This window comes from Caenispirillum bisanense (assembly GCF_039523075.1).
Taxonomy (GTDB): domain Bacteria; phylum Pseudomonadota; class Alphaproteobacteria; order Rhodospirillales; family Rhodospirillaceae; genus Caenispirillum; species Caenispirillum bisanense.
The window spans coordinates 40,244-65,025 of the sequence record NZ_BAAAEP010000007.1; the positions used below are offsets into that span (position 1 = coordinate 40,244).

Sequence of the window (24,782 nt, forward strand, 5' to 3'; positions counted from 1 at the left end):
CCCCCAGTAAGGGGCTTCCAGCACCCCGGGCGCGAGGCGCCCCGCCGCCCCCGCCGCCGACCCGGCCGCCGACGAGGGGCTGGAGCCGGGCTGGCGGCGCCTGCGGCGGCTCGACGGCCGGGTGGTCGACGTGCTGGAGAGCGCCCTGCGGGAGAACGGCGGCGACGGCGCCGTCATCGGCCGGGTATGGATCTACCGCGACGTCTCCGCCCGTCTGGCCGCCGAGCAGGCGGTGCGCGAGAGCGAGGAACGCTACCGCGCGCTGGTGGAACAGTCGCCGGAAGCCATCGTCGTCCATCGTGACAACCGGGTGGTGTTCATCAACCGCGCCGCCCAGGCGCTGTTCGGCTACAGCCCCACCGACTGGCCCGCCGACATGGCGATGACCGACCTGGTGGCGCCGGCGGTGCGCGAGCATGTGCGCGAGGTCATCCGGCCGACCGCGGTGGCGCCGTGGAACGGCATTCAGGAGGACCTGCAGCGGCGCGACGGCAGCCTGTTCGACGCCTGGATCATCAGCGCCCCCATCCGCCTGCACGACCGGCCGGCGGCGCAGGCGGTGATCCGGCCGCTGGATGCCGGCCAGGGCGTGCGTGGCCGCCTGATGCAGACGGCCAAGATGGCGACCCTCGGCCAGATGGCGGCGGGGGTGGCGCACGAACTCAGCCAGCCGCTCAACATCCTGTCCATGGGGCTGGAAGGCCTGCGCCTGCGGCTGGCCAGCGGCGAGGCGGCGCCGCAGGAAGTGGCGGAAAAGCTGGAGATGGGCACCCGCCAGTGCAGCCGCATGGCGGAGATCATCGACCACATCCGGGTCTTCAGCCGCTCCAGCAGCGGCCGTCAGGTGGCCTTCGACGCCGCCGGCCCGGTGGCGGCGGCGGTGGAGATGATGACCCCCGCCTTCAGCCGCGAGGGCATGACCCTCAGCCTCGACATGCCGGAGCGCGCCGGGGTGCTGGAAGGCAATCCGGTCGACCTGGAACAGGTCATCATCAACCTGCTGAAGAACGCACTCGACGCCCTGGTCGAACGCCGCGGCGACACCGGCTCCGCCCCCGCCGCCGGCTGGGCGCCGGAGGTGCGGGTGCGGGTGGCGCCGGACAGCGACGTGCGGCAGCTGCTGATCGAGGTGGCGGACAACGGCCCCGGCATCCCGCGCCACCTGATCCAGGACATCTTCGAGCCCTTCTTCACCACCAAGCGGGAAGGGGTCGGCACCGGCCTCGGCCTGTCCATCTGCATGAATGCGGTGACCAAGATGGGCGGCACCATGCGGGCGGAGAACCGCGGCGGCGCGGTGTTCTCCATCCGCCTGCCGCTGGCCTCGGCGGCCACCGATGCCGGTGCCGGTGGCGAGCCGCTGCTGACGGGCCTTGCCGGCGGCCCCGGCGGTCATGGCGTCGCCTCCGCCGGCCAGCCCACCGGCCATGTGCTGGTGGTGGAGGACGAGGCGCTGACCCGGCAGGCGCTGGCGGTCTATCTCATCGAGCAGGGCTTCCGCGTCTCCACCGCCAGCGATGCCGGCGAGGCCATGGCCAAGGCGCGGCTGGACCCGCCCGACGCCCTCATCACCGACCTCACCCTGCCGGGCGGCGACGACGGCTGGCACCTGATCCGCCGCCTGCGCGAGCGCGACCCGGTGCTGCCGGTGCTGGTCATCAGCGGCGCCGGCGTGCCGGAATCCGATCCGCAGGTGCAGGAGGTGACGGCGGTGCTGGGCAAGCCGGTGGATGCCCGGCGGATGCTCTCGCACCTGACCCGCGGCCTGAAGGGCCGGGCGGCGGCGGCGGGGCACGCGGCGGAGGGGTGACGGGGGAGGCGGGCGCCGCCGGTCGCCCTCGCCCTCAGGTCAGCGCCTCCACCGCCACGTAGAGCAGGCAGCCGACCAGGGCGCCGACCAGGGTGCCGTTGACGCGGATGAACTGCAGGTCGCGGCCGACGGTCAGCTCCAGGCGCTCGGTCAGGGTGGCGGTGTCCCAGCGGCGTACCACGTCCTCGATGAAGCGGCCGATTTCCTCCCGCCACGGCACCAGCACGGCGGCCACAGCCGCTTCCACCCGCTCGTCGATGGCGCGGCGCAGGTCGGCGTCTTCCAGCAGGCGGCGGCCCATGCTCAGCAGGGTTTCCTCCAGGCCCAGGCGCAGGCGGCTGTCGGGGCGGCTGGCGCCGTCGACCAGGGTGCGGCGCAGGTCGTCCCAGGCCCGCGCCATGGCCTCCTGCACCTGCGGGTGCCGCAGCAGGCCGTTCTTCATGCTGCGGATGCGGGCGTGCAACTCCGGGTCGGTGCGCAGCCGCTCGCGGAAGTCGCGCAGCACCTCCGTCAGGCGGCGGCGGAGGTCGTTGTCGGGGTCTTCCAGGTCGTCCAGGGTTTCGAAGGCGGCGGCGATGAGCGTCTTCGCCACCCGCCGGTCCACCGCCTTGGGCAGCCACCAGGCGCTGCGTTCGGTGACGATGGCGTGGATGCGGGCCTCGTTGAGGACCAGCTGTTCGCGCGCCAGGCTGACCCCCTGGGTGAGCAGCGTCTCGAAATCCTCGTCCGGCACGGCGGCCAGCAACTGGCCGAGCAGCGGCGCCACGTCGGCCTGACGCAGGCGGGCGGTCAGGCTGCGCTGCACCAGCGCCCGCAGGCGCTCGTCGCCGGCGGCGCTGAGGGCGGCCGGCAGCAGTTCGGCGATGCGGCGGGCGGCGGTGCGGGAATTGTCCGGGTGGATGAGCCAGCTGCCCAGGCGCTGGGCGGCGTGGAGCGTCTTCAGCCGTTCCTCCAGCACCTCCGGCGCCAGGAACCAGCGGGTGACGAAGCGGCCGAGGCGGCGGGCGATGCGCTCGTGGTTGGAGGGGATCAGCGCCGTGTGCGGGATGGGCAGGCCGAGCGGCCGGCGGAACAGGGCGGTGACGGCAAACCAGTCGGCGAGGCCGCCCACCAGGGCCGCCTCCGTCCCCGCCTGCAGCAGGCCCATGGCATAGGTGCCCTGGCCGGGCAGGAAGTGGCTGCCGACGAAGATGCCGCCCATGGCCACCAGCAGGCCGGTGGCGCCCATGCGATAGCGGCGCAGGGCGCGCCGCTGCTCCTCGGTCTCGGCGGAGTCGGCGGCGGGCATGGGGGCCGCCGGCTGCGGCTGATCGGTCATGACGGGCCTTTTCGCGCAATCTGCCTTGCTCTGATGGCTACCATCAACGGGCGTCCGCCACCACCCGCTCGATACCCGAAGACGCGGAGCGGAGGGTGGTTCTGTTGGATGCCGGAGGATGGAACTTTTGGGGATATCCGCGCGTTTACCTCAGCCTTTACGCTCGTGCCCGGCAACTGCGGCGGGGTGCGGCGTCCGTCGCACGTTTCTGCAGTTGAACAGTAGCATTCCTAATCCTCCAGAAGGTTTGACGTGGCGCGCACAAGGGCGTAGAGGGTGATGTAGAGGATTATAGTTCCAAAGGGACCGGCTCAGGTATGATTGACACTGGTATGACCCCCGAACGGGCGCAGGCGATTGCGCGCGACGTTCTGGCCGAGATCACCGGCCGACGCTCGGGTGACGGCGACAGTGCGGCCGCCGCCGAGCAGGTCCTGACCGAGCGCTTCCCCGATCTCACGGAATACGACCGCACGGCGGTGCTGTTCCGCGTCAACCGCATGCTGTCCGCCCGTGCCACCCGCGTCGCGCGCGGCGGCGGGGCCGGTGGCGGTCGTGGCATGCCCGGTCCGGCGGATCTGCCGCAGGGCGACAGCATGGTGGGGGATGCGATAGCCAACCGCCGCCAGGCCCGCGGCCTCAGCCTGGATGATCTGGCGGCGCAGGTTGGCGTGGCGCCGGCGCGCATGCGCAACTTCGAATTGGGTCATCGGCGGGTGCCGGTCGCCATCCTGGCCCGTATCGCCCAGGTGCTGCACGTGGACCTGGGGTGGTTCAGCGGCGAGGGCGCGGCCCAGGCCGCCAATGCCGCCGCCGATGAGGCCGAGGCGGTGATGGGCAGCGCCGCGGCGGACGCCGCCGCGTCTCCCGCGTCAGCGCCGGAGGAGGGCGGGGCGGACGACCGCCGCAGCCCCGACCTTGACCGCGACGAGCTTTTCGACCTCTACACCCAGCTGACCCCGGCCATGCGCCGGCTGGTGGCAGGCATCATGCGCGAGATGGTGGCCGACCGCAGCCGCAGCCGCCGCGCCGACGAGGATGCCGACGCCGCCCTGCGTCAGTCGGCGTGAGCCTGGGGACCTGTCCGCCATGACCGCCGAACGCAAGGCGCTGAAGCACTGGATCAAGGCGCTGCTGCGCCAGCAGATGGACATGGCCGCCGCCCGCGCGGCGGAGAAGGAGCTGTCCATCGAGGATTTCCTGTCGCGCACCTACCGCACCACCCTGGGCGAGATCCGGGCCGAACAGGTCATCGACGACCTGCTCGGCCAGCATCCCGACCTGGAAGCGGTGTATCGCCAGCTTTATGACGAAGCGGCGGCAGAACTGCGCGAGGAACGGGCGGCCACCGCCGAAATCCGCACCTGATCGCCTGCCGCCGTCACTGTTCTGCCGCGCCGTCTCCGCCGCCGCGTCCGGCTGCGATGGCCAGCGCCTGGCGCAGCACGTCCATGTCGCCGATGTGATTGGCGAGCAGCAGCACCAGGCGGCAGTTGACGTCGCGGCTCTGCTCGTCGGTCAGGCCGCGGTGGGTGTCGATCAGCGCTTCATAGAAGTCGTCCGGCTGCGGCAGGTTGCAGTCGGTGATGAGGCTGCCGCTGTGGCGGGCTGGCGGCGCGTCGGTCTTCATGAACATCTCCCGTCCTCCCCGGATCACAGGCGGCCGCAGGCGGTATCGAGCGCGATGCGCACCAGCCGCGGGTCGACGTCGCGGAAGCGTGCCGCCACATACTGGTCCGGCCGGATGAGGTAGAGGGTGCCGGGGCGGCCGTCGTAGCGCTGGGTCAGCACGCCGGAGGGATCGGCGCAGCCGCCGGCCCCCACCGCCAGCACGCTCACCGGCACGGCATCCTGCTCGAAGGCCCGCAGGGTGGCGGGGACGCCGCCGTCGGGGCTGAAGTAGAGCAGGGTGAAGCAGCCGCCCAGGTGGTTCAGCAGCCAGTCCTCGCGGCCGTCGACGGTCAGCGGCGCATCGGCGGCCGGGCAGCCCGGCGCCATGGCGCCCTGGAAAGCATCGCGGTCGGGGGTGTTGAGCGGGCTGCCGGCATAGGGCGTGGGCAGCGACAGGCGGCCCGAGTTCACCAGCCGGCGGGCGAAGCCGTGATGCTCCGCCAGGTCCAAGGCGGCATCGCGGAAGGCGCGGCTGATGGGGCTTTTCGGGGTGATGAAGTCGGTGGAGCGGGTGGAGTTGCGGATGTTGTCGTCGGCGGCCGGCACCCGCTCGGCGTCGTAGCTGTCGAGCAGCCGGTCCGGCGCCGTGCCGGCCAGCACCAGGGCCAGCTTCCACGCCAGGTTGTCGATGTCCTGCACGCCGGAGTTGGCGCCGCGCGCCCCGAAGGGGCTGACCTGATGCGCCGCATCGCCGGCAAACAACAACCGGCCGTGGCGGAACCGCTCCATGCGGCGGCAGGCGAACTGGTAGACGCTCACCCATTCCAGGTCGAACTCGGTGTCTTCCCCCAGCATGGCCTTCAGACGCGGGATGACCTTTTCCGGCTTCTTTTCTTCCTCCGGGTCGGCGTCCCAGCCCAGCTGGAAGTCGATGCGCCACACGTCGTCGGCCTGCTTGTGCAGCAGCACGCTCTGGCCGCGATGGAAGGGCGGGTCGAACCAGAACCAGCGTTCGGTGGGGAAGCCCGCCTTCATCACCACGTCGGCGATCAGGAAGCGGTCCTGGAAGGCCTGCCCCTCGAAGCTGGCGCCGATCATGCCGCGGATGTCGGACCTGGCGCCGTCGCAGGCGATGACCCAGTCGGCCTCCAGGGTATAGGGGCCGTCGGGGGTGTCGACCGTCAGGGTGACGCCGTCGTCGCGGCTGTCGAGCGCGGTGACGCGGTTCTTCCACCGCAGGTCGATCTGGTTGCCCTGGGCCAGGGCGCGGTCGACCAGGGTTTCCTCCAGGTAGTACTGCTGCAGGTTGATGAAGGCCGGCATCTTGTGATGCCGTTCCGGCAGCAGGTCGAACTGGTAGACCAGCTGTTCGTCGCGGAACACTTTGCCGACCTGCCAGCGCACGCCACGGTCGAGCATGGGGCCGGCGCAGCCCAGGCGGTCCCACACCTCCAGCGCCCGTTTGGCGTAGCACACGGCGCGCGAGCCGACGGAGACGGTGTTGTTGTCGTCCAGCACCACCACCGGCACGCCGTGGGCGGCCAGGTCGAGCGCCGCCGTCAGCCCCACCGGCCCGGCCCCCACCACCACCGCCGGCCGCCGCTCGGCGCGGCCGGTCTTCAGGGCGTCGGGCGGAACGTAGGCGTACTGCGGGTATTGGTAGGTGTTGAGCATGGAACGCTTCCCCGGTCGTGGACGGCCTGTTTTCTGCGAAACAGTTTCATTTGATACTATATGCGGAAAGTCCGACCTTCAAGGGCGGAAAAGGAGCAGGCGGGCGCGCCTGTCCTCCCGTCCCCCCGGTCAGCCGTCGAAGTCGACCACCACCGTTTCGGTCTTCGGCCGGCTCTGGCACGACAGCACGAAGCCGGCAGCGACTTCGGAGGGCTCCAGGCCGTAGTTCACCGCCATCTCCACCTCGCCCTCCACCACCTTGCAGCGGCAGGTGGCGCAGACGCCGCCCTTGCAGGCATAGGGCAGGTCGAGCCCCGCCTCGCGGCCGGCATCCAGCAGCGACAGGCCGCGATCCATGGTGAAGCGGGTGCTGAGGCCGTCCAGGGTGACGGTGACGGCGCTGGTCTCGCCGGTGGCGACGGCGGCGGCCTCGTTGCGGTTGGCGGGGCGGGACTGACCGGGTACGCCGAACAGTTCGAAGTGTACCCGCTCCGACGGCACGCCGCGGGCGTCCAGGGCGGCGCGCACGTCGGCGGTCATGCCTTCCGGGCCGCAGACGAAGAAGTGGTCGACCGCGTCCACCTGCACCAGGGCATCCAGCAGGGTGTCGACCTTGGCACGGTCCAGGCGGCCGCGCAGCAGCTCCACCTGCTGCACGTCGCGGGACAGTACGTGGAAGACGCGGAACCGGCCCATGAAGCGGTTCTTCAGGTCTTCCACCTCCTCGCGGAAGATGATGCCGCTGCCCTTGCGGTTGCCGTAGAACAGGGTGACGGTGGCCTGCGGCTCCAGCGCCAGCACGGTGCGGACGATGGAGATCACCGGCGTGATGCCGCTGCCCGCGGCGAACAGCACGTAGGTCTTGGCGCGGTCGGGCTCGATGGGGGTGGTGAAGCGGCCGGTGGGTTGCATCACCTCGATCACGTCGCCCGGCTTCAGCGCCTGGTTGGCCCAGGTGGAGAAACGGCCGCCGGGCACGCTCTTCACCGCCACCCGCAGCTCGCCGTCGGGCACGCCGGCGCAGATGGAATAGCTGCGCCGCACGTCCTCGCCGTCGATGACGGTCCGCAGGGTCAGGTACTGGCCGTGCTGGAAGCGGAAGGCGTCGCGCAGGGGCTCGGGCACCGCGAAGCGGATGGAAACGCAGTCGTCGGTTTCATGCCGCACGTCGGCGACGGTGAGCGGATGGAAGTGGGAGGCCATGGGGGCAGTCCTTCCCTTCAGAGGCATTTGAAGTAGTCGAAGGGCTCCAGGCAGTCGCGGCAGCGGTACAGCGCCTTGCACGCGGTGGAGCCGAACTCCGACAGACGTTCGGTGTGGAGGGAGCCGCACTGCGGGCACGCCACCTGCGGCGCATGGCCGAGCAGGGCGCCCTTGCCGCCCGCCGGTCCGGCCGGCGGCGCGATGCCGGCGGCGGTCAGGCGGTCGCGGCCGCGCGGGGTGATCCAGTCGGTGGTCCAGGCCGGCGCCATCACCCGCCGCACGGTGACGGAGCGGAAGCCGGCCTGACGCAGCGCCATCTCGGCATCCAGCTCGATCACCGACACCGCCGGACAGCCGGAGTAGGTGGGGCTGAGGGCCGCCTCCACATGGGAGCCATCGGGCGCCGCCGTCACCGAGCGGACGATGCCCAGATCGACGATGGAGACATGGGGGATTTCCGGGTCGTGCACTCCGTCGAGCGCATCCCAGGCGCGGCGGTCGGCGGACATGGCGGCCTCACCACGAACAGCCGGGATAGGCCCGCTGCATCCACTGCATTTCCGCCAGCAGCAGGCCGAGCGGTTCCGAGTGACGGCCCTGACGTCCGCCGGCCGGCCGCCAGGCGGACTTGGGCAGGGTCAGGGTGGCCTCGGTCAGCGTGGTGCGCAGCATGTCGTCGAAGCGGCCGCGCAGGGCGCCGCGGTCGACGGCGACGCCGGCGGCGCACAGGCGGTCCTCCGTCGCGTCCATCTCGAACAATTCGTGGGCGTAGGGCCACAGGGCATCCAGCGCCGTCTGCATGCGGCGGTGGCTGTCCTCGGTGCCGTCGCCCAGGCGCACCACCCACTCGGCCGAGAACCGCAGGTGATAGGCGGTTTCCTTCACCGCCTTGGCGGCGATGGCGGCCAGCGTCTCGTCGGCGGAGGTGGTCAGCGCCTCCATGAACGGCAGGTCGAAGGCGTCGAACAGGAACTGGCGGGCGATGGTGTCGGCGAAGCTGCCGTTGGGCTGTTCCACCAGCAACACGTTGGTGAAGGCCTCGATGTCGCGGCGGAAGGCGAGCGCGTCCTCGTCCCGGCCGGCGCCTTCCACGGCCCCGGCGTGGGTGAGGAAGCCGCGCGCCCGGCCGAACAGGTCGAGCGCGACGTTCATCAGCGCCATGTCCAGTTCCATCTCCGGGCTGCGGGCGCACCAGTCGCCCAGCCGCTGGCCGAGGATGAGGCTGTCGTCGCCCAGCCGCAGGGCATAGGTGAACAGGTCGTCCTTGCTGATCGTGGTCATCGCCGGCCGCCCCTCACATATGCCCGACGTCGTCGGGGATCTTGTAGAAGGTGGGGTGGCGGTAGACCTTGTCGTCGGCGGGGTCGAACAGGGCGCCCTTGTCCTCCGGCGCGCTGGCGACGATGGCCGCCGCCGGCACCACCCACAGCGAGGCGCCTTCGCCGCGCCGGGTGTAGAGGTCACGGGCGTTTTCCAGCGCCATCTTCGCGTCGGCGGCGTGGACGCTGCCGACGTGCTTGTGCGCCAGACCCGCCTTGCTGCGGATGAACACTTCCCACAGCGGCCACTGCTGCTGCTTGCTCATGGGCTCGGACTCCTCCCGGTGCCAGCCGCCTCTGGCGGCGTTTTTTTCTTGTCGCCTCAGGCGGCGTTCTTCTCGTCGCCTCAGGCGGCGTTTTTCTTGTCGCGGGCCGCGCGCTTGGCAGCATGGGCCAGGGCGGCTTCGCGCACCCAGGCGCCGTCGTCGTGGGCCTGGCGGCGGAAGGCCATGCGCTGGCGGTTGCACGGGCCGTTGCCCTTAAGGACGGCGTGGAACTCGTCCCACGGCACGTCGCCGAAGTCGTAGTGGCCGCGCTCCTCGTTCCAGCGCAGCTGCGGGTCGGGGATGGTGAGCCCCAGGAACTCCGCCTGCGGCACCGTCTGGTCGACGAAGCGCTGGCGCAGCTCGTCGTTGGACAGGCGCTTGATCTTCCAGGCCATGGACTGGGCCGAGTTGGGGCTGTTGTCGTCGGACGGGCCGAACATCATCAGCGCCGGCCACCACCAGCGGTTCATGCTGTCCTGGGCCATCTTCTTCTGCTCCGGTGTGCCACGGCACAGCTCCAGCAGGATTTCGTAGCCCTGGCGCTGGTGGAAGCTCTCTTCCTTGCAGATGCGCACCATGGCGCGGGCATAGGGGCCGTAGGACGTGCGGCAGAGCGCCACCTGATTGGTGATGGCGGCGCCGTCCACCAGCCAGCCGATGGTGCCGATGTCGGCCCAGGTCAGGGTCGGGTAGTTGAAGATGGTGGAATACTTGGCGCGACCGTCCATCAGCGCCTCCACCATGTCGTCGCGGCTGGCGCCGAGGGTTTCGGCGGCGCTGTAGAGGTAAAGGCCGTGGCCGGCCTCGTCCTGCACCTTGGCGATCAGCGCCACCTTGCGGCGCAGGGTCGGCGCCCGGCCGATCCAGTTGCCTTCCGGCTGCATGCCGATGATCTCGGAATGGGCGTGCTGCGAGATCTGGCGGATCAGCGTCTTGCGATAGGCCTCGGGCATCCAGTCCTTGGGCTCGATCTTGCCCTCGGCGTCGATGGTGGCCTGGAACGTCGCCTCGCGCGGGTCCGGGCTCGACAGAGCGTCCTTCATCACCGTGTTGCCTCCCGTCATGCCGGCCTTGGGTGGCCGTCTCTCCTTGCTCCGATCAACGTAATACAGTTTCTGCCATGTCGCTAGATAAAACTGTAACGCTTTATGGGGAGGTCGGGCGGCAAGTGTGTCGCAGATGTTCCGCCCTTGGGCGGGGAGCGGGCAGGATGTGGCGTTGCTGATGTGATACGGTTATGCGTTCGGATGGCGAAACCATGTTTCCCTTACGGGTTTTCCGGCGACCGCAAAGGGGGCGGTGGCGTGGCGGGATGCGAAGCGCCTCGCAGGATGCGAACGAGCGGCAGGCGCGACTCGACGTTCGGCAGGGGCGATCCGCAGAAAGTCTAGGGTTCTACCGCCGCAGGATGTTGGCGCGGAAATTGCCTCTCCCCGGCCGTCTGATCGTTCGGCCGCCGCCGGGCGGTCGCTCTGCAGCGCCGGGAACCATGGTCATGTCCTCTGCCGCCCAGGCATCGCCGCAAACGCTGTTTCGCTGGATCTGGCGCTCCTACGCCCGCACGGCGCTGGTGCCGCTGCTGGCGGTGGAGCTGCTGCTGATCGGCGCCTACTTCAGCACCAACCTGCTGACCAAGAACGCCAACATCGCCTCCATCCGGGCGACGGCGGAACAGTCCCTGCAGGAGGTGGCGCGCCTGAACGCGGTGGCGGTGGACGAGAAGCTGCAGGCGGTGACCAGCCTGACCGACGTGCTGCGCCGCCAGGTGGAGGAGGTGCAGGGCGCCGATCCGCGCCTGCCGGTGCCGGCCGACGAGGCGGGGCGGTTCACCTTTGACCCCACCGGCGTGGTCTACTACACCCGCGACGACGTCGGCCGCGGCGCCGGCTTCTATTCCGGGGCGGTGCCGGTGACGCCGGAGATGCAGCAGAAGGCGCTGGACCTGGCGGCGCTCGACCCCATCCTGCGCGACGTCACCCACGCCAACCCGCTGGTGGTGCAGAGCTATTACAACACCTGGGACAGCTACAACCGCATCTTCCCGTTCTTCGACACGCTGAGCCAGTACGCCCCGCGCCTGGATATCCCCAGCTTCAATTTCTATTACGAGGCCGATGCCGCCCATAACCCGGACCGTCGCGTGGTCTGGACCGACGCCTATGTCGACCCCGCCGGCCAGGGCTGGCTGATCTCGGCCATTGCCCCGGTCTATGGCGGCGACGATGTGCTGGAAGGGGTGGTCGGCCTCGACATCACCATCGACACCATCGTCAAGCGCATCCTCGACATCCGCACGCCGTGGGGCGGCTATGCCGTCATGGTCGGGCGCGACGGCACCATCCTCGCCATGCCGCCGGCGGCGGAGGAAAGCCTCGGCCTGCGCGAGGTGGGTAAGCATACGTATGAAGAGGCGGTGCGCTCCAACACCTTCAAGCCGGAGGACTACTCGCTCGCCCGCATCGCCGACCTGAGCCGCCTGCCGGTGATGGATGGCGAGGGCAGCGGCAGCGCCACCCTGCTTGACGAACCGCATCTGGTGGCGTGGCAGGCGGTGCCGGCCACCGACTGGCACCTGATCGTGTTCGTGCCGGAGCGCGACCTGTTCGCCGCCGCCATCGCCGTCGGCGATCGCTTCGACCGCCTGGGCTATGCCATGGTGGCGGCGCTGGTGGTGTTCTATGCCCTGTTCTTCACCGTCCTGTGGTTCTCCGCCCGCCGCCACGCCCACACCCTGGCCCAGCCGCTGGAGGCGGTGGCGACGGCGGCCGGCAACATCGCCCGCGGCGACTTCCGCCAGACCCTGCCGCCTTCGGCCATCCGCGAGGTGGCGGCGGTGGGCCGGGCGGTGGTCGACATGGGCGGCGAACTGGGCGACAAGACCGCCCGTCTGATGGCGGCCAGCCGCTCGCTGGAGGAATCCGATGCCTTCCGCCGCGCCCTGATCGAGAACCTGCCGGTGCCGGTGGTGCTCTATCGTGCCGGCGACCCCGACGTGGTCATCGCCCACAACAGCGCCTACGACGCCCTGGTGGCCGAGGTCGGCCACACGCCCCTGCACGACGCCCTGCTCGCCTGCGACGGCGGCCAGGAGGAGGGCACCCTGGCGCTCACCCTGGGCGAGCCGGCGCGGCGCTACAGCGGCCGCTTCACCCGCCTTGCCCACGGCGGCGAGCGCGGCGTGCTGTGCGTGCTGCTGGACGTCACGGTGCTGGAGGAAGCCCGCCGCCAGATCGCCGAGGCGCGCGACCGCGCCCTGGAAGCGGCGCGGGTGAAGTCGGAATTCCTCGCCAAGGTCAGCCACGAGCTGCGCACGCCGCTCAACGGCATCATCGGCCTGGCCGAGGTGTGCAGCCACGAGACCGATCCGGCCCGCATGCAGCGCTCCATCGGCATGATCGGCCAGTCGGGCCAGGCGCTGCTCGGGCTGGTGGAAGACCTGCTGACCATGTCGTCGCTCGACACCGGCACGCTGGTGCTGGACCGCCGCTGGGTGGTGCCGGCGACGCTGCTGGAGGAACTGGTGGACGGCTTCCGCGGCCTGACCCTGGCGCTGCTGCCCGGCCCCGGCCTGCAGCTGCGGGTGCTGGCCGCCGGTCAGCAGGTGCGGCAGGTGATCACCCATCTGGTCGCCAACGCGCTCAAGTTCACCGAACGCGGCTCGGTGGCGGTGGTGGCCGACGTGGTGGGCGGCGACGGCGATGCCGCCACCCTGACGGTGGTGGTGGAGGATACCGGCATCGGCCTGCCCGACGGCCCGCTGGAGGCGCTGTTCGAGCCCTTCCACCAGGGCGAGAACGGGCTCGACCGCCGCTACGGCGGCTTTGGCCTCGGCCTTGCCGTCGCCCGCGACCTGGCCGAGCGCATGGGCGGCAGCCTGACCGCCCAGCGCCGCAGCCCGAGCGGCAGCCGCTTCACCCTGACGGTGCCGGTGACCGTCGACAGCGGCGCCGGGGTGCGCCCGCCGCCGCCGGTGGCGCGGGCCCTGGTGTGCGGCTTCGACCGCACCACCGAGGCGCTGCTGGTCGCCATCCTCGGCAAGCTCGACCTGCCGGTGGACACCGCTCCGGCCGGCGAGGCGGCGCGGGCGCTGTCGCCGCAGGGGTCCGATCTGGTGATCCTGCCGGCCATGTCGCTGGCCGATGTCGACGGACTGCGGCGGCTGCTGTCGGCCCATGCTGACCTGCGGGTGCTGGCGGTGACCGACCCGGCGACCGACGAGGTGACCGAGCGCCTGAGCCGCCTCGCCATCCCGGCCCTGCCGCTGCCGGTCACCCCGCGCAGCGTCGAGGCGGCCGTCGAGCCCTTCCGCCTGCTGGCGCCGTCAAACCCCTGACGGCGCCGGCAACGGCGGGTCTCAGCCGGCGGCGGTCAGCGCCTTGCGGAACCAGATCTGGCGGTGGCCGGGCGGGAAGTCCTCCAGCTCGCCCCAGACGCTGTAGCCCTGGCGCTCGTAGAAGCCGGGCGCCTGGAAGTCGTAGGTGTAGAGCCGCGACCAGCGGCAGCCGCGGGCCAGCGCCTCCGCCTCCGCCTGCTGCAGCAGGCTGGCGCCAAGGCCGCTGCCGCGCAGGCTCTCGTCCAGCCACAGATAATCGACATAGAGCCACGACCACTGCGTATAGCCGGACAGGCCGGCGGCGACGCTGCCGTCGGCACGGCGGGCGAACAGGCACAGGTCGCGGCGGTCGTAGGGCGGGCTGACCCGGGTGTTGAACGCTTCCAGCCCGGCATGCAGCGCCTTCAGGTCGGCGGCGGCGGGGGCATCGGTGAGGGTGACGGTCAGCCCCTCGGCGGCGGGAACGGTCATGGCGCGGCGCGTCCTTGTCTGCGGCGGTGTCGGCCCGCAGATACAGGGGGGAAAGGGCGGCGGCAAGGGCCGTTGTCGGCTACGCCCAACGATCCGGCAGATTGACGTTTACGTAAACGGCAGCTGCGCGTAGGCTCTTTCCGCCGTGCCTCCAGGGGCGCGGGAACGAAAAATACGGGAAGAATACGGGAGGAGACGCTTCGCCATGACCGACACCAGGGAGGCCACGGGGGCCACGGGTCTGCCGAGCTATGTCCACGGCGCCAGCGGGACGCCGCTGATCGGCGACACCATCGGCCGTCACTTCGACAAGGCCGCCGCCCGCTGGCCCGATACCGAGGCGCTGGTGGTCCGCCACCAGGGGGTGCGCTGGACCTATGCCGAGCTGAAGCGGCAGGTGGACGAGGTCGCCGCCGGCCTGCTGGCGCTGGGGCTGGAGCCCGGCGACCGGGTCGGCATCTGGTCGCCCAACAATGCCGAATGGTGCGTCACCCAGTTCGCCACCGCCAAGGCCGGGCTGGTGCTGGTCAACATCAACCCCAGCTACCGGCTGGCGGAGCTGGAGTACGCCCTGACCAAGGTGGGCTGCAAGGCGCTGATCCTGGCCGACACCTTCAAGTCCTCCAACTACATCGAGATGATCCGCACCCTGGCGCCGGAGCTGGACCATTGCTCCCCCGGCGCGCTGACGGCGGCGCGGCTGCCGGACCTGCGGGTGGTGGTGCACATCGGCGCCGACCACATCCACGGCATGTACGCCTTCCACCAGATTGCCGAGGCGGCCGACGACGGCGCGCGGCGGCGGGTGGCGTCGCTGGCCGACCGGCTGCAGTTCGACGACCCCATCAACATCCAGTTCACCAGCGGCACCACCGGCTTCCCCAAGGGGGCGACGCTCACCCACCACAACATCCTCAACAACGGCTTCTTCGTCGGCGAGGCGATCCGCCTGCAGCACGGTGACCGGCTGTGCATTCCGGTGCCGCTCTATCACTGCTTCGGCATGGTGATGGGCAACCTGGGCTGCGTCACCCACGGCGCCACCATGGTCTACCCGGCCGAGGCCTTCGACCCGCTGGCGGTGCTGGAGGCGGTGGAGCGCGAGAAGTGCACCGGCCTCTACGGCGTGCCGACCATGTTCATCGCCCAGCTGGACCACCCGGAATTCAGCCGCTTCGACCTGTCGAGCCTGCGCACCGGCATCATGGCCGGCAGCCCGTGCCCGATCGAGGTCATGAAGCGGGTCATCCGCGACATGAACATGCAGCAGGTGACCATCGCCTACGGCATGACCGAAACCAGCCCGGTCAGCTTCCAGTCGGCGGTGGACGATGCGCTCGACAAGCGGGTGTCCACGGTCGGCCGGGTGCAGCCGCACATCGAGGTGAAGATCGTCGACCTGGAGGGCAACATCGTGCCGCGCGGCACCGCCGGGGAGCTGTGCACGCGCGGCTATTCGGTCATGCTCGGGTATTGGGACGACGAGGAGAAGACGCGCGAGGCCATCGACACCGCCGGCTGGATGCACACCGGCGACCTGGCGGTGATTGACGACGAGGGCTATTGCAACATCGTCGGCCGCATCAAGGATCTGGTCATCCGCGGCGGCGAGAACATCTACCCGCGCGAGGTGGAGGAATTCCTCTACCGCCATCCCGCCGTCAATGACGTGCAGGTGATCGGCGTGCCCGACAAGAAGTACGGCGAGGAACTGTGCGCCTGCATCCGACTCCGCGAAGGCCACGAGGTGACGGAGGAAGACATCCGCGCCTTCTGCAAGGGCCAGATCGCCCACTACAAGATCCCGAAGTACATCCGTTTCGTCGATGAATTCCCCATGACCGTGACGGGGAAGATCCAGAAGTTCATCATGCGCAAGATGGTTGCGGAAGACCTTGGGCTGACGGAAGAAAAGACCGCCTGATCTTCGGTCTGCAGTAAATGCAAGGCCGCCCGGTCATTCCTGCATGGCCGGGCGGCCTTTTTCGTCTTGTTACACGTGTTTCGCGATGGCATCACCTGTCGCACACCAGCTTCCGCGGGGACGACCCCGCCGCCGGGCCGTGGTCCGGCGAGGGGAAGCATGGGCAGGGACGGCCCTGCCATGACGCGGAGGATGCGCCATGGCATGGCTGATTCTCTTCATTGCCGGTCTGTTCGAGATCGGCTGGGCAGTAGGCCTCAAGTACACGCAAGGGTTCACGCGCATCACGCCGACCGCGCTGACGGTAGGGGCGATGGCGGTGAGTTTCATTCTGCTGGCAACGGCTCTGCGGAGCCTGCCGCTCGGCACCGCCTATGCGGTGTGGACCGGCATCGGCACCGTGGGTACGGCAGTGGTGGGCATCGTGCTGTTCGCTGAAAGCACGGCGCCCCTCCGACTGCTGTGCATCGGGCTCGTCCTCGCCGGCATCGTCGGGCTGAAGCTGGTGCCGGGGGACTGATCCGTTCCCGGCCCCGCAGGGCGGGCAACAGGGACGGGGCATGAAGCGGCACTATGGCGAGCTGGCGGAAGACATCGCGCGGACACGGCAGGCCCTGGAGGCCGAGGCCGGACCGGCCCTGGCCATGGGTGTGGCCATGAACCTGGAGATGGCCGCCACCGCCGCCGCCCTCGGCAGCATCGACGTCGCCCGCTTCTACGTCGGCCGCGCCCGCGCCGCCCATCCGTCCGCCGACCCCGCCTGCCGCATCGCCGAGCGCCTGCTGGCGCTGGATGCCCGCGTGCGCGCCTTCGGCGCCCCGCTCGGGCTGGTGGCGGAGTAGGGGCGGCGGCCGGCCGCCCTACACCGCCAGGTGCCGCCGTTGCAGGTCCGGGTTGGCCTGCAGGGCGGCGGTGGTGCCGGCCCAGGCGACTTCGCCCTTGGTCAGCACGACCGCCCGGTCGGCCAGCGCCAGCACCGCCTGCAGGCGGCTGTCGGCCAGCAGGATGGCCTGTCCCTCCGCCTTCAGCCGCGCCAGCGTCGCCCAGATTTCCCGGCGGATGACCGGTGCCAGCCCTTCCGTCGCTTCGTCCAGGATCAGCACCCGCGGGTTGGTCAGCAGGGCGCGGCCGATGGCCAGCATCTGCTGCTCGCCGCCCGACAGCTGGTTGCCGAAGTTGCCCATGCGCTCCGCCAGTCGCGGGAACAGGGCGTAGACGTCGGCGAGGCTCCAGCGGCCGCCCGGCACGGCGGTGGCGCGCAGGTTTTCCGCCACCGTCAGGTTGGGGAACACCCGCCGCCCCTCCGGCACCAGCCCGAGGCCGAGGCGGGCGCGGGCGTGGGCGGGCAGGGGGGTGACGTCGCGGCCGCCCATGCGCACCTCGCCGGCGGTGGCCGGCAGCATGCCCATCAGCGCCTTGATGGTGGTGGTCTTGCCCATGCCGTTGCGGCCGAGCAGGGCGACGATCTCGCCTTCCGCCACGGCGAGGTCGATGCCGTGCAGCACGCGGGCGTCGCCATAGCCGGCGCACAGGCCGAGGGCTTCGATCAGCATGCGTCGTCCCCCTCGCTGAGGTAGGCGCGGCGCACCGCCGCATCGTCGCGGATGGCGGCGGGCGGGCCGCTGGCGATGACGGCGCCGTCCACCAGCACGGTCACCACGTCGGCCAGCTTGAACACCACGTCCATGTCGTGCTCGACCAGCAGGATCGCCATCTTCGGCTTCAGCGCCGCGATCACCGCCATCAGGTTGCGCGTCTCGGTGAAGCCGAGGCCGGCCATGGGCTCGTCCAGCAGCAGCACGCGCGGCTTGCCGGCCAGCGCCATGGCCATCTCCAGCAGCCGCCGCTGGCCGTGCGCCAGTTCGCCGGCGCGGGTGCGGGCGAGGTGGCCGATGCCGAGGTTGTAGAGGGCGGCGCGGGCCGGCTCCACCAGCCCGCTGTCGCTGCGGGCCGGGCGCCAGAAGCGGGCGTGGTGCGGCCGCGTCGCCTGCACCGCCATCATGACGCTTTCCAGCGCCGTCATCTCCGGGAACAGGGCGGAGATCTGGAACGAGCGGGCGATGCCGAGCCGCGCCCGCCCGGCCTCGTCCACCGCCGTGATGCTGCGGCCGTCGAGGCGGATGTCGCCCTCGTCCGGCCGCAGCGAGCCGCCGAGCTGCGCCAGCGCCGTCGACTTTCCGGCGCCGTTGGGGCCGATGAGGGCGTGGATGCGGCCGTGTTCCACCATCAGCGACAGGCCGTCGGTGGCGACCAGGGCGCCGAAGCTCTTGCGCAGGTCACGCGCCTCCAGCATCGTCGCCTCCCTGCGTGCGGCGGCTGCCCAGGCGGTCGAGCAGGCCGGTCAGGCCGCCGCGGGCGAACAGCACGATCACCACCAGCAGCGGGCCGAGCAGGATGGGCCAGTGCTCGGTGATCTCCTTCAGCCCTTCCTCCAGGCCGAGCAGCACCACCGCCCCCCACACGGCGCCCGACAGGCTGCCGATGCCGCCCAGGATGACGATCACCAGCAGCTCGCCGGAGATGGTCCAGTGGCCCATGCCGGGGGAGACGAACTCGTCGACGTTGGCCATCAGCGCGCCGGCCACCGCCACGATGCCGCCCGACAGGGCGAAGGCGCCGATCTGGTAGGGCAGCGGACGGTAGCCCAGCGCCCGCATGCGGGCCTCGTTCTGGCGGGCGCCGTCGAGCACCCGGCCGAAGGGGGCGGCGCACAGGCGCTTCAGCACGACGAAGGCCGCCACCAGCAGGCCGAGGCAGAGGAAGTGCAGGGCAAGGCGGTTGGGCAGGGCGGCGCCGGCCACGGTGTTGCGGCCCCACCACATGGAGATGCCGTCGTCGCCGCCGTAGGACGTCAGCCCCACCAGCCCGTAATAGACCATCTGGGCCAGCGCCAGGGTGATCATGATGAAGTAGGCGCCGCGGGTGCGCAGCGACACCCAGCCGAACGGCAGGGCGATCAGCACGCCGACCGTGAAGGCCAGCGGCAGGCTGATGAGCAGGTCGTCCCATCCCGGCAGGCCGAAGGGCGTCGGGGTGGACTCGGCCACATGCTGCGAGCCGATGCCGACCACATAGCCGCCGACGGCGAAGAAGGCGGCGTGGCCGAGGCTCACCATGCCGCCGACGCCGAGGATGAAGTCCAGCGCCATGGCCGCCAGGGCGAAGACCACCATGCGGGTGAACACCGGCACCAGCCAGTCGGCCCCGGCCAGCGTCGCCACCACCGGCGCCACCGCCAGCACCAGGAAGGGCAGGGCATCACGCAGCAGCGGCGGCATCAGCTTTTCCGCCCGTAGAGGCCGGTGGGGAACACCGCCAGCACCACCGCCATGACCAGGAAGATGAGCATGGACGACAGCGCCGGCCCGGCATCGGTGATCTTCGGCAGGTAGACGCGGCCGAGGGTGTCGGTGATGCCGACCAGCAGCGAGCCGGCAACCGCCCCCTTCAGCGAGCCGATGCCGCCGATCACCACCACGACGAAGGCGAGGATGAGGATGGGCTCGCCCATGCCCGACTGGATGGCGAGGAACGGCCCCGCCAGCACGCCGGCCAGCCCCGCCAGCAGGGCGCCCAGCGCGAAGACCAGCGTGTACAGCCGGCCGATGTCGACGCCGAGGGCGCCGATCATCTCGCGGTCCACCGACCCGGCGCGGATGCGCATGCCGACCCGCGTGCCCTGCACCAGCCACGCCAGCGCCAGCATGACGGCCGCCCCGGCGGCGATCACCGCCAGGCGGTAGAGCGGATAGGGGGCGCCGGGCACGATCTCGACGAAGCCGCCCAGCGCCTCCGGCACGTCCAGCCGCATGGGGCGGATGCCCCACAGCAGGCGCACCAGTTCGTTGAAGAACAGGATCAGCCCGAAGGTGGCCAGCACCTGGTCCAGGTGATCGCGGGCATAGAGACGGCGCATCACCACCAGCTCGATGACGATGCCGGTGACGAAGGCCGCGGCCGCCCCGGCCACCAGCCCGAGCAGCCACGAGCCGCTGACGCCGGTGGTCCAGGCGGCGACATAGGCGCCGACCATGAACAGCGATCCGTGCGCCAGGTTCAGCAGGTTCATGATGCCGAACACCAGCGTCAGGCCCGACGCCATCAGCAGCAGCGTCACCGACAGCTGCACGCCGTTCAGAAGCTGTTCGAGGAAAAGCAGCATGGCTCTCACCGACCGGCGGCCGGCGGGAGCGGACTGTCCCCGCGCCGGCCGCCGGGCCGCATCACTTCATCTCGCATTCGGCGGCGTAGGCGTCGACGTGGTTGTCGAAGCCCTTGGTCGCGATGCGGTTGGTGACGTTGCCGGTGTCGTCCTTGAACACCTCGCGGACATAGATGTCCTGGATCGGGTGGTTGTTGTTGCCGAAGGCGAACTCGCCGCGCACCGAGGGGAAATCGGCCTGCTTCATGGCGGCGGCCAGGGCATCCATGTCGGCGGTCGACCAGTCGGTCTTCTGCAGGGCGGCGACGATGGCCTGCGCCGTGTCGTAGCCCTGGGCGGCGTAGAGCGTCGGGTATTCGCTGAACTTGGCCTTGTAGCCGTCGACGAAGGTCTTGTTGGCGGCCACGTCCAGGTCCGGCGACCACTGGGAGCCGTTGAAGAAGCCGATGGCGGCATCGCCCACCGCATCCAGCAGCGTGTCGTCGAAGGAGAACGCCGGGCCGAGCGCCACCACCTTGTCGGCGAGGCCGGCCTGGGCGAACTGCTTCATGAAGTTGATGCCCATGCCGCCGGGATAGAAGAAGTACACCGCGTCGGGGTTGGCGGCGCGCAGTTCGGCGATTTCGGCGGCGTAGTCGGTCTGGTTCAGCTTGGTGTAGACCTCGCCCACCACCTCGCCCTTGAAGAAGCGCTTGAAGCCGCCGATGGAATCCTTGCCGGCCTGGTAGTTGGGCGCCATCAGGTAGACCCGCTTCAGGTTCTGCTCGTTGGCGTACTTGCCCATCACCTCGGCGAAGTTGTCGTTCTGGTAGGCGGTGTTGAAGTAGCGCGGATGGCAGCCCTTGCCGGCCAGCGGCGCCGGCCCGGCGTTGGGGCTGACGTAAAGGATGTCGTAGTTGCGCACCAGCTTGGGGATGGTCGCCATGGCGACGTTGGAGAAGATGGCGCCGGTCATGATCTTCACGCCGTCGCGCTCCACCATGCGCTCGGTCAGCTGGGTGGCGGTGCCGGGGTCGAGGCCGTCGTCCTCCACCAGCAGGGTCACGCGGTCGGCGACGCCGGCCTGTTCCAGCGCCAGCTCGAAGCCCTTGCGGACGTGGTCGCCGAGGTAACCGGCGCCGGTGGACAGGGTGGTGACCATACCCACCTTCACCGGATCGGCCGCCTGGGCGGCGGCGGCGGTGGCGAGCAGAAGGGCGGCGGCGGCGGCCGCAGCGGCGGCGGACTTCATGGGCATCGACGGAAGGCTCCCCTGTTCTGTTCAGCGTCCTGTTGTACCTGATGCGGCGGGCGCGGCGAAAACGATTTCCGTTCCGCCGCCGCCGCAGGCATGCTCGCTGTCTCCCGCCTCCCTCCCGCCCACCGCCGAGCCGCCGCCATGACCGAGATCCCTTCCGTCGTCGCCCTGCAGGGCTTCATCGCCGTGCTGGAGGTGCTGGGCGTCGCCGTCTTCGCCCTCTCCGGTGCGCTGACGGCGGCGCGCAAGGAGATGGACCCCTTCGGCTTCATGGTGCTGGGTGTGGCGACCGCCGTCGGCGGCGGCACCCTGCGCGACCTGGTGCTGGGGCTGCCGGTGTTCTGGGTGGCGAAGCCGCATTACCTGGTGGCCTGCATCGTCGCCTCTCTGCCGGTGTTCTGGCTCGCCCGCCTGCTCGACAGCCGCTACAAGGCGCTGGTGTGGGCCGATGCCGTCGGCATGGCGCTGTTCACCGTCACCGGCACCCAGAAGGCGCTGGAGGCCGGCGCGCCGCCTTCGGTCGCCATCACCATGGGCATCATGACGGCGGCCTTCGGCGGCCTGATCCGCGACATCCTGTGCGGCGAAAGCCCGCTCATGCTGCGCAAGGAGATCTATGCCACCGCCGCCTTCATCGGCGCCGCCGCCCTGGTGGTGATGACCGAACTGGAGGTCCCGCGCGAGGTGCGGGCCATGGCCGCCTTCGGCATCACCTTCGTGGTGCGGGCGCTGGCGATCCTGCGCGGCTGGTCGCTGCCGCACTACCGCCGCCCCGACAAGCCGCTGGACGGACCGCCGAAATGGCGCCCCTGAGCAGCGGCAACGGTGGAACCGGCCGGTCCATGTCCCTATGTGAGCGGGAGCAATCGGGCCAGGCTGGAGCCATGACGTCAGACGACACACAGACCCCGGCGCCGCGCGCCACCGGAACACCGACGCCGCGCCCCACCGGATCGGGCGTGGACGCCTTTCTGCGCAAGGTGGCGGCAACGCCGGCGCCGCAGGTTCAGGCGGGCCAGCGCGGCCGCCTGCTGTTCGCCCTTGATGCCACCGCCAGCCGGCAACCCACCTGGGCCCAGGCCAGCCGCCTGCAGATGGAGATGTTCTCCGTCGCCGCCGGCCTCGGCGGGCTGGAGATGCAGGTCGCCTTCTACCGCGGCTTCGGCGAGTTCAAGGCCACCCCCTGGCTTAGCGACGGCGCCGACCTGCTGCGCCGCATGAGCAAGGTGGGCTGCATCGGCGGCCACACCCAGATCGCCCGCGTGCTGCGCCACGCCCTCAACCAGACGCGCGAGCGCAAGGTGGCGGCGCTGGTGTTCGTCGGCGACGCGGTGGAGGAAAACCCCGACGAGATCTGCCATCTGGCCGGCGAGATGGGGCTGAACGGATTGCCCGCCTTCCTGTTCCACGAAGGGCCGGACATGGCCGCCTTCGGCGTCTTCCAGCAGGCGGCGCGGCTGTCCGGCGGCGCCTGCTGCCGCTTCGACGCCTCCAGCCCCAAGGACCTGCACGACCTGCTGTCGGCGGTGGCGGTGTTCGCCGCCGGCGGCCGCCGGGCGCTGGTGGACTACGGCCGCCGCTCCGGCAGCCGCAGCGTCCTGCAGCTGACCCACCAGATGGGAGGCTGACGGCCGCCATGCTGCTGGGGGCGCTGGTTCTCGGGGTCGGCCTGCTGGTCGCCTACATGCTCATCGGGCAATGGTACGTCAATGCCGCCCCGCGCGACGTCGTCCGCGGGCTGAAGCGCGGCGCCCTGGTGCTGGCGCTGCTGGCGGTGGTGGCGCTGGCGGTCACCGGCCGCCTCGGCTGGGCGCTGGCGCTGCTGGCCGGCCTCGCCCCCTGGGTCATGCGGCTGCTGCGGCTGGTGCTGCTCGGCCACGTGCTGCGCCGCACCGGCCTGTTCGGCGGGCCGGGCGGCTTTTCCTCCCCTGGCGGCGGATTCGGCTTCGGCATGCCCGGCGGCGGGTCCGGCCGTGCCGCCGGCCAGCGCTCCGACGTGATGACGGCGTGGCTGTCCATGACGCTGGAGCACGACAGCGGCGCCATGACCGGCCGCGTGCTGCAGGGCCCCTACCTCGGCCGCGACCTCGCCACCCTGACGGCGGAGGAACGGCTGGACCTGTGGCGGCAGGTGCAGGGCGATGCCGACTCGCTGCGCCTCTATGAAGCCTGGCTCGACCGCGCCGACCCTGACTGGCGCGCCGCCGGCGGTGCGGCCGGGCAGGACGCCCCGCCGGCGGCCGGCGACTCCGGCCCCATGACCCGCGCCGACGCGCTCAAGGTGCTCGGCCTGGAGGAGGGGGCGGATGCCGATGCCATCAAGGCCGCCTACCGCCGCCTCATGCGCCAGATGCATCCCGACCACGGCGGCTCCGCCTGGATGGCGGCCAAGCTGAACGAGGCCCGCCGCGTGCTGCTGGGGGATTGAATTTCCCGCCGCAAATCAGGGTCTTTCGCAGCCGCGGAAGACTCGCAATCGCCGTGTCGACTCGTTAAAACAAAAAGTCGCCGCGGTGTTTCCTCGCGTCAACGATTGCGCAACCTTCGTCGCCTATCATCATCCCTCTGGTAGAGACTGTCAGGCCGACCGATGAAGTTTACCGGAACCGAGAATTACGTCGCCACCGAAGACCTGATGGTGGCGGTCAACGCCGCCGTGACGCTGCAGCGCCCGCTGCTGGTGAAGGGTGAGCCCGGCACCGGCAAGACCGTGCTGGCGCAGGAGGTGGCGGCGGCGCTCGGCCTGCCGCTGGTGTCGTGGCACATCAAGTCCACCACCAAGGCCCAGCACGGCCTTTATGAATACGACGCCGTCTCGCGCCTGCGCGATTCGCAACTGGGGGACGAGCGGGTGCACGACATCCGCAACTACATCCGCCCCGGCAAGCTGTGGGAAGGCTTCACCCGCGACGGCGGCTGCGTGCTGCTGATCGACGAGATCGACAAGGCCGACATCGAGTTCCCGAACGACCTGCTGCAGGAACTCGACCGCATGGAATTCTACGTCCACGAAACGGGCGAGACGGTGAAGGCGGCGACCCGGCCGATCATCCTCATCACCTCCAACAACGAGAAGGAACTGCCGGACGCCTTCCTGCGCCGCTGTTTCTTCCACTACATCCGCTTCCCTGATGCCGAGACCATGCAGCGCATCGTCGACGTGCATTACCCGGACATCAAGGGCGCCCTGGTGCGCGAGGCGCTGAACCTGTTCTACGACCTGCGCGAGGTGCCGGGGCTGAAGAAGAAGCCGTCCACCAGCGAGTTGCTGGACTGGCTCAAGCTGTTGATGGCCGACGACATGCCGGCCGAGGCGCTGCGGGCCAAGGACGTCAAGACCATGCTGCCGCCGCTGCACGGCGCGCTGCTGAAGAGCGAGCAGGACGTTCACCTGCTGGAACGCCTGGCGTTCCTGGCCCGGCGCGAGGGGCGCTGACGGTCATCGGCAATCGGG

General features: G+C 70.4%; 25 protein-coding genes. 11 read left to right on the forward strand and 14 right to left on the reverse strand.

What is annotated here, in order from left to right; genetic code table 11:
• The first annotated feature begins 121 nt into the window (after positions 1 to 121).
• The gene (locus ABD056_RS05395) at positions 122 to 1,810 is read left to right on the forward strand and encodes a hybrid sensor histidine kinase/response regulator (RefSeq protein ID WP_343865135.1); all 1,689 of its coding nucleotides are present in this window, start codon (positions 122 to 124) and stop codon (positions 1,808 to 1,810) included.
• A gap of 34 nt (positions 1,811 to 1,844) precedes the next feature.
• Here ABD056_RS05395 and ABD056_RS05400 read toward each other — a convergent pair whose 3' ends face one another.
• Positions 1,845 to 3,128, reverse strand: a complete 1,284-nt coding sequence (locus ABD056_RS05400; protein ID WP_343865137.1) for a DUF445 domain-containing protein — start codon at positions 3,126 to 3,128, stop codon at positions 1,845 to 1,847.
• 317 nt (positions 3,129 to 3,445) lie between these two features.
• Between ABD056_RS05400 and ABD056_RS05405 the strand changes: the two genes are divergently transcribed.
• Together ABD056_RS05405 and ABD056_RS05410 are read left to right on the forward strand one after the other, a co-directional pair.
• Positions 3,446 to 4,198, forward strand: a complete 753-nt coding sequence (locus ABD056_RS05405; protein WP_343865139.1) for a helix-turn-helix domain-containing protein — start codon at positions 3,446 to 3,448, stop codon at positions 4,196 to 4,198.
• Positions 4,199 to 4,217: 19 nt separating this feature from the next.
• The gene (locus tag ABD056_RS05410; protein WP_343865141.1) at positions 4,218 to 4,496 is read left to right on the forward strand and encodes a hypothetical protein; all 279 of its coding nucleotides are present in this window, start codon (positions 4,218 to 4,220) and stop codon (positions 4,494 to 4,496) included.
• A 13-nt stretch (positions 4,497 to 4,509) separates the two neighbouring features.
• Here the strand turns inward: ABD056_RS05410 and ABD056_RS05415 are convergent, their stop codons facing one another.
• The 7 genes from ABD056_RS05415 to paaA all read right to left on the reverse strand — a co-directional run bounded on the left by ABD056_RS05415 (position 4,510) and on the right by paaA (position 10,265).
• Positions 4,510 to 4,764, reverse strand: coding sequence for a DUF2783 domain-containing protein (locus tag ABD056_RS05415; RefSeq protein WP_343865143.1), 255 nt, complete (start codon positions 4,762 to 4,764; stop codon positions 4,510 to 4,512).
• Positions 4,765 to 4,781: 17 nt separating this feature from the next.
• Complete coding sequence (locus ABD056_RS05420; RefSeq protein WP_343865145.1) at positions 4,782 to 6,413, reverse strand: FAD-dependent oxidoreductase; 1,632 nt, start codon at positions 6,411 to 6,413, stop codon at positions 4,782 to 4,784.
• 129 nt (positions 6,414 to 6,542) lie between these two features.
• On the reverse strand, positions 6,543 to 7,616 hold the full coding sequence (paaE, locus tag ABD056_RS05425) for a 1,2-phenylacetyl-CoA epoxidase subunit PaaE (protein WP_343865147.1): 1,074 nt from the start codon (positions 7,614 to 7,616) through the stop codon (positions 6,543 to 6,545).
• 17 nt (positions 7,617 to 7,633) lie between these two features.
• On the reverse strand, positions 7,634 to 8,125 hold the full coding sequence (gene paaD / locus ABD056_RS05430; protein WP_343865149.1) for a 1,2-phenylacetyl-CoA epoxidase subunit PaaD: 492 nt from the start codon (positions 8,123 to 8,125) through the stop codon (positions 7,634 to 7,636).
• Positions 8,126 to 8,132: 7 nt separating this feature from the next.
• The gene (gene paaC / locus ABD056_RS05435; protein WP_343865151.1) at positions 8,133 to 8,897 is read right to left on the reverse strand and encodes a 1,2-phenylacetyl-CoA epoxidase subunit PaaC; all 765 of its coding nucleotides are present in this window, start codon (positions 8,895 to 8,897) and stop codon (positions 8,133 to 8,135) included.
• A 13-nt stretch (positions 8,898 to 8,910) separates the two neighbouring features.
• A complete protein-coding gene (gene paaB, locus ABD056_RS05440; protein ID WP_343865153.1) occupies positions 8,911 to 9,201 on the reverse strand; it encodes a 1,2-phenylacetyl-CoA epoxidase subunit PaaB in 291 nt (96 codons plus the stop codon).
• 80 nt (positions 9,202 to 9,281) lie between these two features.
• Positions 9,282 to 10,265 (reverse strand): 1,2-phenylacetyl-CoA epoxidase subunit PaaA, encoded by a 984-nt coding sequence (gene paaA, locus ABD056_RS05445; RefSeq protein ID WP_425545009.1) that lies wholly within the window; start codon positions 10,263 to 10,265, stop codon positions 9,282 to 9,284.
• Between the two features lie 431 nt (positions 10,266 to 10,696).
• Here paaA and ABD056_RS05450 point away from each other — a divergent pair, with 431 nt between their 5' ends.
• Positions 10,697 to 13,534 (forward strand): ATP-binding protein, encoded by a 2,838-nt coding sequence (locus ABD056_RS05450; protein WP_343865155.1) that lies wholly within the window; start codon positions 10,697 to 10,699, stop codon positions 13,532 to 13,534.
• Positions 13,535 to 13,555: 21 nt separating this feature from the next.
• Here ABD056_RS05450 and ABD056_RS05455 read toward each other — a convergent pair whose 3' ends face one another.
• On the reverse strand, positions 13,556 to 14,005 hold the full coding sequence (locus tag ABD056_RS05455; RefSeq protein ID WP_343865157.1) for a GNAT family N-acetyltransferase: 450 nt from the start codon (positions 14,003 to 14,005) through the stop codon (positions 13,556 to 13,558).
• 205 nt (positions 14,006 to 14,210) lie between these two features.
• On the opposite strand from ABD056_RS05455, the gene ABD056_RS05460 reads away from it, so the two are divergent.
• The 3 genes from ABD056_RS05460 to ABD056_RS05470 all read left to right on the forward strand — a co-directional run bounded on the left by ABD056_RS05460 (position 14,211) and on the right by ABD056_RS05470 (position 16,771).
• Positions 14,211 to 15,929: an AMP-binding protein gene (locus tag ABD056_RS05460; protein ID WP_343865159.1), complete on the forward strand. Its 1,719-nt coding sequence runs from the start codon at positions 14,211 to 14,213 to the stop codon at positions 15,927 to 15,929.
• 199 nt (positions 15,930 to 16,128) lie between these two features.
• Positions 16,129 to 16,449, forward strand: coding sequence for a quaternary ammonium compound efflux SMR transporter SugE (gene sugE / locus ABD056_RS05465; protein WP_343865161.1), 321 nt, complete (start codon positions 16,129 to 16,131; stop codon positions 16,447 to 16,449).
• Between the two features lie 40 nt (positions 16,450 to 16,489).
• A complete protein-coding gene (locus ABD056_RS05470; protein WP_343865163.1) occupies positions 16,490 to 16,771 on the forward strand; it encodes a hypothetical protein in 282 nt (93 codons plus the stop codon).
• An 18-nt stretch (positions 16,772 to 16,789) separates the two neighbouring features.
• On the opposite strand, the gene ABD056_RS05475 is transcribed toward ABD056_RS05470, so the two are convergent.
• The 5 genes from ABD056_RS05475 to ABD056_RS05495 form a co-directional block, all read right to left on the reverse strand.
• The gene (locus tag ABD056_RS05475; RefSeq protein ID WP_343865165.1) at positions 16,790 to 17,482 is read right to left on the reverse strand and encodes an ABC transporter ATP-binding protein; all 693 of its coding nucleotides are present in this window, start codon (positions 17,480 to 17,482) and stop codon (positions 16,790 to 16,792) included.
• Positions 17,476 to 18,222, reverse strand: a complete 747-nt coding sequence (locus ABD056_RS05480) for an ABC transporter ATP-binding protein (RefSeq protein ID WP_343865167.1) — start codon at positions 18,220 to 18,222, stop codon at positions 17,476 to 17,478. Before ABD056_RS05480 ends, ABD056_RS05475 begins: the two co-directional genes overlap by 7 nt.
• Positions 18,206 to 19,207 carry a branched-chain amino acid ABC transporter permease gene (locus tag ABD056_RS05485; RefSeq protein WP_343865169.1) on the reverse strand — a complete coding sequence of 334 codons (1,002 nt, stop codon included), beginning with the start codon at positions 19,205 to 19,207 and terminating at the stop codon, positions 18,206 to 18,208. Before ABD056_RS05485 ends, ABD056_RS05480 begins: the two co-directional genes overlap by 17 nt.
• Complete coding sequence (locus tag ABD056_RS05490) at positions 19,207 to 20,091, reverse strand: branched-chain amino acid ABC transporter permease (protein ID WP_343865171.1); 885 nt, start codon at positions 20,089 to 20,091, stop codon at positions 19,207 to 19,209. The genes ABD056_RS05485 and ABD056_RS05490 overlap by 1 nt, the downstream gene beginning before the upstream one ends.
• A 61-nt stretch (positions 20,092 to 20,152) precedes the next feature.
• On the reverse strand, positions 20,153 to 21,328 hold the full coding sequence (locus ABD056_RS05495; RefSeq protein ID WP_343865173.1) for an ABC transporter substrate-binding protein: 1,176 nt from the start codon (positions 21,326 to 21,328) through the stop codon (positions 20,153 to 20,155).
• A gap of 141 nt (positions 21,329 to 21,469) precedes the next feature.
• Between ABD056_RS05495 and ABD056_RS05500 the strand changes: the two genes are divergently transcribed.
• The 4 genes from ABD056_RS05500 to ABD056_RS05515 all read left to right on the forward strand — a co-directional run bounded on the left by ABD056_RS05500 (position 21,470) and on the right by ABD056_RS05515 (position 24,764).
• Positions 21,470 to 22,141: a trimeric intracellular cation channel family protein gene (locus tag ABD056_RS05500; protein ID WP_343865175.1), complete on the forward strand. Its 672-nt coding sequence runs from the start codon at positions 21,470 to 21,472 to the stop codon at positions 22,139 to 22,141.
• 71 nt (positions 22,142 to 22,212) lie between these two features.
• A complete protein-coding gene (locus tag ABD056_RS05505) occupies positions 22,213 to 22,956 on the forward strand; it encodes a VWA domain-containing protein (protein WP_343865177.1) in 744 nt (247 codons plus the stop codon).
• 8 nt (positions 22,957 to 22,964) lie between these two features.
• On the forward strand, positions 22,965 to 23,756 hold the full coding sequence (locus ABD056_RS05510) for a DnaJ domain-containing protein (RefSeq protein ID WP_343865179.1): 792 nt from the start codon (positions 22,965 to 22,967) through the stop codon (positions 23,754 to 23,756).
• Positions 23,757 to 23,918: 162 nt separating this feature from the next.
• Positions 23,919 to 24,764, forward strand: a complete 846-nt coding sequence (locus ABD056_RS05515) for an AAA family ATPase (protein WP_343865181.1) — start codon at positions 23,919 to 23,921, stop codon at positions 24,762 to 24,764.
• Positions 24,765 to 24,782: the final 18 nt, after the last annotated feature.